10 protein-coding genes are annotated in these 12,187 nt (G+C 70.0%); 7 read left to right on the top strand and 3 right to left on the bottom strand.

Annotated elements, in window-relative coordinates; translation table 11 throughout:
• Nucleotides 1–31: 31 nt before the first annotated feature.
• Complete coding sequence (locus tag AC5Y30_RS15020) at nt 32–865, bottom strand: acyl-CoA thioesterase domain-containing protein (RefSeq protein ID WP_499919305.1); 834 nt, start codon at nt 863–865, stop codon at nt 32–34.
• A 44-nt stretch (nt 866–909) separates the two neighbouring features.
• On the opposite strand from AC5Y30_RS15020, the gene AC5Y30_RS15025 reads away from it, so the two are divergent.
• A complete protein-coding gene (locus AC5Y30_RS15025; protein WP_499919306.1) occupies nt 910–2,442 on the top strand; it encodes a class I adenylate-forming enzyme family protein in 1,533 nt (510 codons plus the stop codon).
• The gene (locus AC5Y30_RS15030; RefSeq protein WP_499919307.1) at nt 2,439–5,675 is read left to right on the top strand and encodes a carboxyl transferase domain-containing protein; all 3,237 of its coding nucleotides are present in this window, start codon (nt 2,439–2,441) and stop codon (nt 5,673–5,675) included. The genes AC5Y30_RS15025 and AC5Y30_RS15030 overlap by 4 nt, the downstream gene beginning before the upstream one ends.
• Before the next feature lie 12 nt (nt 5,676–5,687).
• On the opposite strand, the gene AC5Y30_RS15035 is transcribed toward AC5Y30_RS15030, so the two are convergent.
• On the bottom strand, nt 5,688–6,005 hold the full coding sequence (locus tag AC5Y30_RS15035; protein WP_499919308.1) for a PE-PGRS family protein: 318 nt from the start codon (nt 6,003–6,005) through the stop codon (nt 5,688–5,690).
• A gap of 135 nt (nt 6,006–6,140) precedes the next feature.
• On the opposite strand from AC5Y30_RS15035, the gene AC5Y30_RS15040 reads away from it, so the two are divergent.
• Genes AC5Y30_RS15040 through AC5Y30_RS15055 form a run of 4 tightly spaced genes read left to right on the top strand, consistent with a single transcriptional unit; the run spans nt 6,141 to nt 10,450 of the window.
• Complete coding sequence (locus AC5Y30_RS15040) at nt 6,141–6,923, top strand: SDR family oxidoreductase (protein WP_499919309.1); 783 nt, start codon at nt 6,141–6,143, stop codon at nt 6,921–6,923.
• Nucleotides 6,920–8,110 (top strand): acyl-CoA dehydrogenase family protein, encoded by a 1,191-nt coding sequence (locus AC5Y30_RS15045; protein ID WP_499919310.1) that lies wholly within the window; start codon nt 6,920–6,922, stop codon nt 8,108–8,110. Before AC5Y30_RS15040 ends, AC5Y30_RS15045 begins: the two co-directional genes overlap by 4 nt.
• Complete coding sequence (locus AC5Y30_RS15050) at nt 8,107–9,210, top strand: acyl-CoA dehydrogenase family protein (protein ID WP_499919311.1); 1,104 nt, start codon at nt 8,107–8,109, stop codon at nt 9,208–9,210. Before AC5Y30_RS15045 ends, AC5Y30_RS15050 begins: the two co-directional genes overlap by 4 nt.
• A gap of 25 nt (nt 9,211–9,235) precedes the next feature.
• On the top strand, nt 9,236–10,450 hold the full coding sequence (locus tag AC5Y30_RS15055; RefSeq protein ID WP_499919312.1) for a glycosyltransferase: 1,215 nt from the start codon (nt 9,236–9,238) through the stop codon (nt 10,448–10,450).
• On the opposite strand, the gene AC5Y30_RS15060 is transcribed toward AC5Y30_RS15055, so the two are convergent.
• Complete coding sequence (locus tag AC5Y30_RS15060) at nt 10,439–11,188, bottom strand: dienelactone hydrolase family protein (protein ID WP_499919313.1); 750 nt, start codon at nt 11,186–11,188, stop codon at nt 10,439–10,441. The two genes, AC5Y30_RS15055 and AC5Y30_RS15060, sit on opposite strands and share 12 nt — an antisense overlap.
• Nucleotides 11,189–11,342: 154 nt before the next feature.
• Between AC5Y30_RS15060 and AC5Y30_RS15065 the strand changes: the two genes are divergently transcribed.
• The gene (locus AC5Y30_RS15065; RefSeq protein ID WP_499919315.1) at nt 11,343–12,143 is read left to right on the top strand and encodes a thymidylate synthase; all 801 of its coding nucleotides are present in this window, start codon (nt 11,343–11,345) and stop codon (nt 12,141–12,143) included.
• The last annotated feature ends 44 nt before the right edge of the window (nt 12,144–12,187 follow it).

Genomic DNA, 12,187 nt, shown 5'->3' on the forward strand with positions numbered 1-12,187 from the left:
GTGGAACGGCTCGGGAGTCCAGGCCGGCCGCCTAGGCGTAGGTCGGTTTGAAGGCGTCGGCCGGTTGAGCCAGGGCCAGCGCCGAGCTGGTGCCGATCGGCCCGTGCTGGTCGAACAGGGTCGCGGCGCCGGTGGCGACACCGGCCGCGCCGTAGTGGCTCTGGGCGGCCAGACCGAGGAATTCGCCGTCGGGCAATCGGCTCGCCGTCACGGTGTAGTCGGCGTTGATGTAGCGCAATCCACCGGTGCCCCAATGGGTGAGCGAACTCGTGATGTCACCGACGAAGGCCAGGCGGGTGAACGGTGTGAGCGGATGTCCGTGCACCATCGGGCGAAACAGCCGCGCCCAGGCGAACTTCTGGGAGTGGGTCTGCTCCCATTCGCCGGCCGCGATTCCCGGACTGCCTTGCAGCGTCGCACCATACCCCCAGATGAGAAACGGCATCCCGTCTCCGAAGCCGTCCGAGGATGTCGGGAGCGGCGGCATCTGCGCCGGCGACGACCACACCTGACCCTCGGGATGATCGCCGCGGCGCAAAAACAGCGCGCTGGCCCGGGCGACGACGGTGCCGTTCTGGACCAGGCTGCCGTCGACCAGTTTGATGCGCCTGCCCTCGCGCTGCACCGCGGTCCGGATCTGCACCGGCTCCATCAGGGCCGGGCGCAACAGGTCAACCGTGAAGCGGGCGGGCTGCAGGTCCGGATCGATGCCGGATTGCTCTATGCCCCAACCCAACAGACCCCCGACGATCTGGCCGCCCATCGCCGAGCCCCACGGGCCTTGCGTCATCGGGCCCGGAACATAGGAGTCGCCGTCTACAGTGAAGAACGCCTCGGGCATGATGGCGGAATCGTCGATGGTCACCGCTATCACGATAGGACACCGGATTAGCAAGGACCGGGCATGCTGTGATCGAAATTCCGCGCGACCGTAACCCGTTCCCGCTGACCGGCGTGTCCCGGGGTCGCGATGGTATTCCGCGCTTCGACGAGCTGCCCGCGTCCCTGCTGGACATGCTCGCCGAACAGGTCGACGCCCGTCCGGGCGCAGAAGCCCTGGTCGAGCTGGGGGCCGGGCGTCTCACATACCGGCAGCTCTGGGATCGCGCGGCGCGGGTCGCCGGGGGGCTGCGCGCGGACGGCCTGAAGCCGGGCGACCGCGTCGCGGTGCGTTACCCCGCCGGAATCGACTGGGCACTGGCGTTCTGGGGCACCGTGATGGCCGCTGGCGTTGTGGTGGCGGTCAATACGCGATCGGCGCAGCCCGAGGTCGAGTTCGTCCTGTCGGACTCCGGTGCGCGAGTGGATCTGGCGCCGGACGCCGCGCTGCCCGACGGGCGGCCCTACGTCACCGAGCAACGCGGCCGCGCCGACACGGCGGCCCTGTTCTACACGTCGGGCACCACCGGCCACCCCAAGGGCGTTCCGACCACGCACGAGGCGTTCCTGACCAACACAGAGAATGCGATCCGCTGTCTGCAACAGCCGCGGGACCTCGGCGAAGCGATGCGCACGCTCATCTCCGTGCCGCTGTTTCATGTGACGGGTTGCAATACCCAGCTGCTGGCCGCCGCCCGGCTCGGGGGCGCCTCGGTGATCATGCCCACGCTCAATCTGGACGCGTTGCTCGCCACGCTGACCGCCGAACGCATCTCGGTCATGGTCACCGTCCCGGCGATATATTCGCTGTTGTTGCGGCACAGCGGTTTTGCCGACCTCGACGTGTCGAACGTGCGGTGGGTGGGCTACGGCGGTGCACCGATCGCCCCGTCGCTGGTGCGGTCGGTGAAGAACGCGTTCCCCTGCGCCACGGTGTTCAACGGCTATGGCATGACGGAGACGGCGTCACTGATGACCGTGCTGCCCGACAGCGAGGCCGTCGAGCACGCCGACTCCGTCGGCTACGCGGTTCCATCGGTGGACCTGGGGGTGATCCCGTTCGGCGACGACCCGGGTGTGGGGGAGTTGGTGGCGCGGGGCGCCAATGTGACCACCGGCTACTGGAATCGGGCTAGGACCTCCGCGGCCACCGCCGCGACGTTTGCGGACGGCTGGCTGCACACCGGCGACGTGGTGCGCGTCGACGATGCGGGCCGGGTGCACATCGTGGACCGGCTCAAGGACATCATCAACCGCGGTGGTGAGAACGTCTCCAGCGTCGAGGTGGAGGCCGTGCTGCTGGCGGCGCCGCACGTGGCCGACGCCTGCGTGCTCGGGGTCTCCGACGAGGTCATGGGCGAGAAGGTGGGGGCGGTGTTGTTCGGCGGCGACGACGAAATCGACGTGCCGGCGGTGCTCGACCACTGCCGCAGCCAGCTGGCCGACTTCAAAGTGCCGCAATACGTCACGGTGGTAGACAGTGCGCTGCCGCGCAATGCCGGCGGAAAACTGCTCAAGGCCAGACTCCGCGAGCAGGTCCAGTGGGGAGACCCGCTGCGATGAGCCCGAGCGTGCTGGTCGCCAACCGCGGCGAGATCGCCCTTAGAATCATCCGCACGGCAACCGAACTGGGGATGCGCACGATCGCGGTCTATGCCGAGGACGATGCGGAGAGCCCGCATGTGCACGCGGCCGACGAGGCGATCGGCCTGCCGGGCGCCGGCCCGCGTGCCTACCTGGACCAGTCCGCCGTGCTGGCCGCGGCGAAGAACTCCGGTGCGGATCTGATCCATCCGGGTTACGGATTCCTCAGCGAGAACGCCACATTCGCCGATGCCTGCGCGACGGGCGGCTACACGTTCGTAGGTCCCGACGCCGGGGTGCTCGAGCTGCTCGGCAACAAGACGTCGGCCCGCGGCGCCGCGATCGCCGCCGGGGTGCCGGTGCTGCCGGCGACCGAGGGGCCGAGCAGCGTCGAGGACATCAGGGCATTCTTTGCCGCCCACGGCGGTGGCATCATGATCAAGGCCCTCGCCGGTGGCGGAGGGCGCGGAATGCGCAAGGTGCGCAACGCCGATCGGATCGACGAGGCCTATCGGCGGTGCGCCGCCGAGGCGCAGCTGGGCTTCGGCGATCCCGCGCTGTTCGCCGAGGCGCTGCTCACCGACGCGCGCCACATCGAGGTGCAGGTCGTCGCCGCGCCAGCGGGTCACCAGACGCACGCCCGCGCGGTCGGCGACCGCGACTGCAGCATCCAGCGGCGCTACCAGAAGGTCATCGAAATCGCTCCTGCGCAAGGACTTTCGGACGACCTCCGCCGAGCACTGCACGAGGCGGCGGTGCGCCTGTGCGCCCGCGTGGGCCTGCGCGGTCTGGCCACGGTCGAATTCCTGGTCACCGGCGAGCAATTCGTCTTCCTCGAAGTCAACCCGCGAATCCAGGTCGAGCACACCGTCACCGAGGAAACCACCGGACTCGACCTGGTGGCCGTCCAGCTGGCGATCGCCGGCGGTGCATCCTTCTACCAGCTGGGGCTGGCATCCGGGATCGCCTCCGACGGAATGGAAGTCATCGGCGAGCCCGCCGCGCACCACGGCATCGCCATGCAACTCAGGGTCAACACGGAGACCTTCGGGCCCGACTCCTCCGTCTCCGGATCGGCGGGCACGCTCACGGTGTTCTCCCCGCCCAGCGGTCCCGGCGTGCGCGTCGACACCTATGGCCGGGCCGGATTGGTGATAAGCCCCCAGTACGATTCGCTGCTGGCCAAGCTCATCGTCGATGTGCACGGGTCGTCCTGGCGGGCGGCGGTGCGCAAAGCCCGCACCGCCCTGGCCGAGTTCAGCATCGAGGGCGTCAACACCAACATCGCATTCCTGCGCGAACTGCTGCGCGACGATCGCATCGAGTCCGGTTGGGTGAGCACCGGTTTCCTCGATGAGAAGCTACCCGAACTCGCCCAGGCGGCGCTGTCGCACCGGCAGCAAACGCGGGTGGCCGCGGTCGAGCTCTACCCTGGTGAGGACGCGCTGCGCGCGCAGCTGGCCGGCACCGTGGTCGAGGTGGCGCCCGAGGGCACCGAATACCCCGCGGGTGGTCAGCTGGTTGTCCTGGAAGCGATGAAGATGCAGCACGTGCTCGTCGCGCCGGACGCGCTGCGGATTGTCCGGGTCCTGGTGGCTCCGGGCCAGGTGGTCGGCACCGGAGACCCGCTGTTGGTCTTCACCCGCACCGCCGATGCTGGTGATAGCGAATCCGTCTCGGCCGGAACTGATCTCGACCGATCGCGTGCCGATCTCGACGAGGTCGTGCACCGCCACGCCCTGACCCTCGACGAGGGCCGCCAGGCCGCGGTCACCAAGCGGCACAACCAAGGCCGGCGCACCGCGCGGGAGAACATCGCCGACCTCGTCGACCCCGACAGCTTCGTCGAATACGGCGCGCTGGCCATCGCCGCGCAGCGCAGCCGGCGCTCGGAGGAGGACCTGATCGTCAACACCCCGGCCGACGGCCTGGTCGCCGGCCTGGCCACCATCGGCGCGGATCGGTTCGGCCGGGCGGCGGCGCAGGCCGTCGTGGTGTCCTACGACTACACCGTGCTGGCCGGCACGCAGGGCATGCGCAACCACGCCAAGACCGACCGCGTGTTCGACCTCGCCGCGCGAAAGCGGTTGCCGGTGGTGCTGTTCGCCGAGGGCGGCGGGGGCCGGCCGGGGGACACCGACGTCGGCGGCGCCGCCGGGCTGGACGTCCCTACCTTCCGGATGCTCGCGGGGCTGAGTGGGGAAGTGCCGCTGGTGTCGGTCGTCTCGGGCCGGTGCTTCGCCGGCAATGCCGCGCTGGCCGGCGTGTGCGACGTGATCATCGCGACGCCGGACGCCAACATCGGGATGGGCGGGCCGGCGATGATCGAGGGCGGCGGGCTTGGCGTGTATCCGCCCGAGGCGATCGGGCCGATCGGCGTGCAGCGCCGCAACGGCGTGGTCAGCCTGGTCGCCCACGATGAGGCGCACGCTGTCGCACTGGCCAAGCAGTACCTGTCGTACTTTCAGGGCTCCGTCAGCGACTGGGCCGCGCCCGATCCGCGGCTGGCCCGGCATGTGGTGCCGCAGAACCGGTTACGCGCCTACGACGTGCACCGGGCGATCGAGGCGATCGTCGACGTCGGATCGGTGCTGGAGCTGCGTCCGGATTACGGCGTGGGAATCGTCACCGCGCTGGTGCGCGTCGAGGGGGTTCCGTACGGGTTGATCGCCAACAGCACCCACCATCTGGGTGGCGCGATCGATGCCGAGGCCGCCGACAAGACCGGCGACTTCCTGGCGTTGTGCGAATCGTTTCGGCTGCCGGTGATCTCGCTGTGCGACACCCCGGGCTTCATGGTCGGGCCCGACGCGGAAAAGGAAGCGGCCGTTCGCCGCTTCGGTCGGATGTTCGTGCTGGGCGCGCGGCTGACGGTGCCGCTGGGAATGATCATCTTGCGCAAGGGATACGGGCTCGGCGCGATGGCGATGGCCGGCGGCTCATTTCGCGCGCCGCACTTCACCGTCGCCTGGCCGACCGGAGAGATCGGCGGCATGGGCCTGGAAGGCGCCGTGCGGCTCGGCTTCAGCAAGGAGCTGGCCGCCGCGGAGGAGTCTGGCGATCCCGCCGAGCGGCAGAGCCTGTTCGATCGCCTGGTGGCCGCGGCCTACGAGCACGGCAAGGCGCTGCGGGCGGCGACCACATTCGAACTGGACGACGTCATAGACCCAGCAGCCTCCCGGGCCTGGATCACCAGGCTCTCGGGAGGCTGACGGGTTCAGCGATTAGGCGTGGCCGCCGCCGCAGCCGACGCCCGGCAGACAGCCTTGCCCGCCGGGAATGCCGCCGGGTCCAGCGTTCTGCCCGCCGGAGCCGCAGCCGACGCCCGGGACGCAGCCCTGGCCGCCCGGACCGCCGCCGGGGCCGTTGAACTGGCCGCCCGAGCCGCAGTTTCCGTTCGCGTCGCAGCCGCCGCCGCCCGGGTCGTCCTTGAAGGTCACGTGCGTGGGTGCGGCCGGTCCGGCGACGTAGACCTCAGCCGCGGCCGCGGGCGCGGCGGCGATAGCCGCGGCGACGGCACCGGCAACAACCAGCGGTTTCATGAGTGTCAATTTCGATAACATGCGCGTGGCATACCACCTCAACACATGTCCAAAACATCGTGAATAAAATTCGGCAGCAAACCAAGTCTGCGCTGCCGCCCGGCGGCTCCTGACCGCGACGGAAGGCCTGACAGCATGACCTCACAAGATCTGACCGGCCGCACCGCGATCATCACCGGCGCGTCACGCGGAATCGGCCTCTCGATAGCTCAGCAGCTGGCGGCCGCGGGCGCCAAAGTGGTCCTCACCGCGCGCAAGCAGGAGGCCGCCGACGAGGCCGCCGCCCAGGTGGGGCAGCAGGCCCTCGGGGTGGGCGCCCACGCGGTCGACGAGGACGCGGCGCGCCGCTGCGTCGACCTCACGCTGGAGCGCTTCGGCAGCGTCGACATCCTGATCAACAACGCCGGAACCAATCCCGCCTACGGTCCGCTGATCGACCAGGATCACGCCCGTTTCACCAAGATCTTCGACGTCAACCTGTGGGCACCGCTGCTGTGGACCTCACTCGCGGTCAAGTCGTGGATGGGGGAGCACGGCGGCGCGATCGTCAACACCGCGTCAATCGGCGGACTGCACCAGTCACCGGCCATGGGCATGTACAACGCCACCAAGGCCGCGCTGATCCACGTCACCAAGCAACTGGCGCTCGAACTCTCGCCGCGCGTCCGGGTCAACGCCATCGCGCCCGGCGTGGTGCGCACCCGCCTGGCCGAGGCGCTGTGGAAGGACCACGAGGACCCGCTGGCGTCGTCGATCGCGCTCGGTCGCATCGGGGAGCCGGTCGACGTGGCCGCGGCCGTCGCCTTCCTGGTTTCCGACGCGGCGAGCTGGATCACCGGCGAGACCATGGTGATCGACGGTGGCCTGCTGCTGGGCGCCGCCCAGGGATTCCAGTCCGCACCCGGCGGCGGGCAATGACCGCCGCCGACGCGGCCGACCTGGACGCGCGGATTCAGGCGCTGCTCGACGAGCACGATCCGGCCACCAGCGACCCGCGGGATTTCCTTGGCGCGCAATACGATGCGGGCCTGGCCTGGGTGCACCTGCCGCGCGGCTTCGGCGGGCTGGACCTGCCGCGCACCGCCCAGGAGCGAGTCGATGCGCGGCTGGCGGCCGCCGGTGCTCCGGTGGGCGGCACCCGCAAGAATTACATCGGCATGGGCATGGCGGCGCCGACGATCGCGGCGTTCGGCACCGACGAGCAGAAGCGAAAGTTCCTGCGCCCGTTGTTCACCGGTGAGCAGATCTACTGCCAGCTGTTCAGCGAGCCGGGCGCCGGATCGGACCTGGCGGGGGTGGCCACCCGTGCGGTGCGCGACGGTGACGACTGGATTGTCAACGGGCAGAAGGTGTGGACGTCGCAGGCGCAGCACGCGCAGATGGCCATCCTGGTCGCCCGCACCGATCCGTCCGTGCCCAAACACCACGGCCTGACCTACTTTCTGTGCGACATGACGCAGCCGGGCGTCGAGATCCGGCCGTTGCGCCAGATCACCGGCGAGGCCGAATTCAACGAGGTGTTCCTCACCGACGTGCGGGTGCCCGATGCGAATCGGCTCGGCCCGGAGGGCGGTGGCTGGCGGGTCGCGACCACCACCCTCAACAACGAGCGCGTCGCCATCGGGTCGCGCGCCGGGGCGCCCCGGGAAAGTGGCCACATCGGCAAGGTCACCGAGGCCTGGCGCGACGACCCGGCGCTGCGCAACCCCGCAATGCACGACCAGCTGATGCGGCTGTGGGTTGAGGCCGAGGTCCTTCGGCTGGCCGGTGAACGGTTGCGGCAACAGGCCGCCACCGGTCAGCCCGGCCCGGAAGGCGCTGGCATGAAGGTGGCGTTCGCCAAGCTGGCACAAGCGATTTCGGGCTTCGAGATCGAGCTGCACGGTGAAGCGGCGCTGCTCTACGATGACTGGACCATGCGCAGGCCCGAGACGGTCGACCTGGTCGGTCGCGGGCCCGGCTACCGCTACCTGCGGGCGCGCGGCAACTCGATCGAGGGCGGTACGTCAGAAATCCTGCGCAACACCATCTCCGAGCGGATCCTGGGCCTGCCGGGGGAACACCGTGTCGATAAAGAGGCCGCGTGGAAGGACCTCCCCCGATGAGCGCGCACGCCGCGGACCTGCTGTACTCCGACACCGAAGAGGCGTTGCGGGCCGGTGTCCGTCAGCTCTTCGCCGAACGGTGCCCGGCCGAATCGGTGACGCGCCTCTACGACCCGCAGCCACAAGACTTTTCGGGTGTGTGGCACACGCTGGCCACCGAACTGGGTGTGGCCGGCCTGATGGTTCCGGAGTCGCTGGGCGGCGCCGACGCCAGCGTGCGCGAGGCCGCCGTGGTCATGGAGGAGATCGGCCGCGCCGTTGCGCCGGTGCCGTTTTTGTCCAGCGCGGTCCTCGCCACGATCGCGCTGCTACGCGCCGGTGACACCGCAACCCTGCCGGCCCTGGCCCAGGGCGAGCTGACGGCGGCGCTGGTGGTCCCGCTGTCGAACGCACCGGGCGACCCGGTCACCGCGGTCAGCGCCGACGCCGACGGACTGAGCGGGTCGGTCACCAGCGTCGCCGGTGCCGACGCCGCCGACGTGCTGGTGGTGCCGGTCGCCGGGCGCGACGGGCTCGAGTTGCACACCGTGGCGCGCGACGCGGCGGGCGTGCAGATTTCCCAGCTGCTCGCGCTGGATATGACCAGACCCCTTGCCGCCGTGTCATTTTCGGGGTCTCCGTCGTCCCTTGTCGGGGCGGGAGACGAGCCGGTCACCGAGGCCATCCGGACCGCAGCGGCATTGCTGGCGTCCGAGCAACTCGGGGTCGCCCAATGGTGCTTCGAAACCACGCTGGAATACGTCAGGCAACGCAGGCAGTTCGGCCGCACGATCGGCTCCTACCAGGCGATCAAGCATCGGTTGGCGGACCTGTGGTTCGAGGTCGGCGCGGCGACCGCCGCGGCGCGCTACGCGGCCGACACCTGCGCCCGGGGCGCAAAGGACGCGGACGCAGCGGCGGCGATCGCCCAGGCCTACTGCGGCGACGTCGCCGTGCATGCCGCCGAAGAGTGCGTGCAGCTGCACGGCGGAATCGGCATGACCTGGGAATATCCCGCGCACCTGTACCTCAAGCGGGCCAAGAGCGACCAGTTGGCGTTCGGCACCGCCTACCGGCACCGCGCCCGGCTGGCCGAATTGGTGGACCTGCCGGCGTTCTGACCACACATCTTTCGGAGCTGGACGAATGCGAGTGTTGCTGTCGGCGTACGACTCGCGCGGAGGCGTCGAGCCGCTCGCCGCGCTCGCGGTGCAGCTGCGGACGCTCGGCGTTGACGCGCGGGTGAGTGCGCCGCCGGACGCCGAATTCGTCGAGCTGTTAGCCCGTGCCGGCGTGCCGCTGCTGCCCTTCGGCGAATCGCTGCGGGCGATGAAGACGGGCACGACGCCGTCGGAGGAGGACCTGCGCGGGCACTTGGACCGGCTCATCGCCGCGCAATTCGACACCGTTGCCGCCGCGGCCGAAGGCTGCGACGCGTTGGTGGTCGCCGGCTTCCCGGCCGCCGCGGCCGCCGCGCGCTCGGCGACCGAAAGGCTGGGACTCCACTACGTCTACGTCAGTTACCAGCCCACCATCCTGCCGTCGCCGCACCACCCACCGCCGGCGTACGCTAACGGGCCTATCCCTTTCGGCATGGCCGACAACCGCGTCCTGTGGCAACTGGATGGACGGCACATGCAGGAGCTGTTCGGCGCGACGCTCAACGGTCACCGTGCGGCGATCGGCCTGCCGCCGCTGGACAACTTGCGCGGCTACGCGGTGACCGACTGCCCATGGCTGGCGACGGACCCGATCCTGGACCCGTGGCAGGCCGCCGACCTCGACGTCGTCCAAACCGGTGCGTGGCTGCTGCGCGACGAACGCCCGCTGCCCGCCGACCTGCTGGCATTCCTCGACGCGGGCGCGCCGCCGGTCTATGTGGGCTTCGGCAGCATGCCGATGCGCGCCTCGCGGGACGTCGCGCGCACGGCCATCGAGGCGGTGCGCGCGCTGGGCCATCGCGCCGTGGTGTCCCGCGGCTGGGCCGGCCTGGCCCCGATCGACGACCGGGACGACTGCTTCGCCGTCGGCGAGGTCAACCACCAGGCGCTGTTCGGGCGGGTCGCCGCCGTCGTGCACCACGGCGGCGCGGGCACCACGACGACGGCCGCCCGGGCGGGCGTCCCGCAGGTGGTGGTGCCCCAGGGGGCCGATCAGCCCCACTGGGCGGCCCGGGTGCGCGACCTCGGCATCGGCGCCCCCCATGACGGTCCCGCTCCCACCACCGAGTCGCTGTCGACCGCGCTCAAGGCGGTCCTGACCGATCAGGTCCGCGCACGCGCGAGTTCTGTGGCCGCAACGATCCGCACCGACGGCGCTTCGGTGGCCGCGACGCTGCTGATGACCGCGTTAGCGCGGTAGCGCGGACGCGAACACCTCCGTCATCGCCGCCCAATGCCGCTCGGCCGCCGCGGCGTCGTAGGGCGCGTTGTCCGGAACCGCGAACCCGTGGCCGGCCGGGTACCACTCGATGGTGTGCTCGACGCCGGCCGCCGTCAGCGCTTTGTCGAGCTGTTCGGCGTGATCGGCGGTGAACGACGCATCATCCTTGGCGCCGCCCACGTACACAGTGGCGGTCATCCGGTCGGCGAGCAGGTGGGGGCTGTCGTCGGTGTCGGTCACCAGGCCGCCGCCGTGGAAGGACGCCGCCACGGCCACCCGGTCCGGCACCCGGCCGGCCACCATGAGCGACGTCCGGCCGCCCATGCAGTAGCCGCACACCCCGAATCGTTCGCCGGCCACCTCGGGGCGGGCGGCCAGATAGTCGAAGAACGCGCCGGCGTCGGCGGCCATCCGATCCGGGGTGACGCTGCCGATCATCGAGAACAGGCGTCCGCGTTCTTTCGGGTCGCTGAACACCGTCGCCATGTCGAACGGCGCCCAGTCCGCGGTGCGGTAGTAGACATCCGGAAGCAGCACCGCGTAACCGAACCCGGCCAGCTTGGCCGCCATCTGCTCGAACGTGTCACGCACGCCGCCCGCGTCGGGATACATGACCACCGCGGGCCACGGGACTTGCGATTCCGGCCCGTCGGGGGTGAACAGGTGCACCGTGCAGGTGCCATCGGGTGTGGTGACGACGTCGATGATGTTCGGCATGGCACCCGTTCTACTCCGCGCGCCTCGACCCGAATCATTCGGCGCCGACCCGCCGCGCCCGGCCACGCCGCGCTGGCGATCGCCGCTGGGCTAATCGGCGCCGACCCGCCGCGCCCGGCCACGCCGCGCTGGCGATCGCCGCTAAGCTTGCGGCGTGCCGATCCCGACCCCCTACGAGGACTTGCTCCGCTTGGTGCTCGACCAGGGGGCGGCCAAATCCGACCGCACCGGCACCGGGACCCGCAGCCTGTTCGGTCGGCAGCTGCGCTATGACCTGTCGGCCGGGTTCCCGCTGCTCACCACCAAGAAGGTGCACCTGAAATCGGTGATCTACGAATTGCTGTGGTTCCTGCGCGGCGATTCCAACGTCGCCTGGCTGCACGAGCACGGGGTTACCATCTGGGACGAATGGGCAAGCAGCACAGGCGATCTCGGGCCGATCTACGGTGTGCAATGGCGGTCCTGGCCCACGCCGTCGGGCGAGCACGTCGACCAGATCAGTGCGGCTCTGGACCTGCTGCGCACCGACCCCGACTCGCGGCGCATCATCGTGTCGGCCTGGAACGTCGGCGAAATCCCGCAGATGGCGCTGCCGCCGTGTCACGCGTTCTTCCAGTTCTACGTGGCCGACGGCCGGCTGAGCTGCCAGCTCTACCAGCGCAGCGCCGACCTGTTTTTGGGCGTGCCGTTCAACATCGCCAGCTACGCGCTGCTGACGCACATGATGGCCGCCCAGTCCGGCCTCGCCGTCGGTGAGTTCGTCTGGACGGGCGGGGACTGCCACATCTACGACAACCACGTCGAGCAGGTGCGGCTGCAGCTGAGCCGCGACCCCCGGCCATACCCGGAACTCGTTCTGGGGCCACGGGATTCGATTTTCGATTACACCTACGACGACGTTGTCGTGAAGAACTACGACCCCCATCCGGCGATCAAAGCCCCAGTCGCTGTATGAAGCGCGCCGGCGACGACGCCGGCTCGGGCGGCCTGCAAGGAGTA

This window comes from Mycobacterium sp. NGS27, assembly GCF_059813005.1.

What these genes read in the sequence shown, in the direction of transcription:
- AC5Y30_RS15030 (WP_499919307.1), top strand. Translation starts at nt 2,439, where the DNA reads ATGAGCCCGAGCGTGCTGGTCGCCAACCGCGGCGAGATCGCCCTTAGA.
- AC5Y30_RS15035 (WP_499919308.1), bottom strand. Translation starts at nt 6,005, where the DNA reads ATGAAACCGCTGGTTGTTGCCGGTGCCGTCGCCGCGGCTATCGCCGCC.
- AC5Y30_RS15040 (WP_499919309.1), top strand. Translation starts at nt 6,141, where the DNA reads ATGACCTCACAAGATCTGACCGGCCGCACCGCGATCATCACCGGCGCG.
- AC5Y30_RS15045 (WP_499919310.1), top strand. Translation starts at nt 6,920, where the DNA reads ATGACCGCCGCCGACGCGGCCGACCTGGACGCGCGGATTCAGGCGCTG.
- AC5Y30_RS15050 (WP_499919311.1), top strand. Translation starts at nt 8,107, where the DNA reads ATGAGCGCGCACGCCGCGGACCTGCTGTACTCCGACACCGAAGAGGCG.
- AC5Y30_RS15055 (WP_499919312.1), top strand. Translation starts at nt 9,236, where the DNA reads ATGCGAGTGTTGCTGTCGGCGTACGACTCGCGCGGAGGCGTCGAGCCG.
- AC5Y30_RS15060 (WP_499919313.1), bottom strand. Translation starts at nt 11,188, where the DNA reads ATGCCGAACATCATCGACGTCGTCACCACACCCGATGGCACCTGCACG.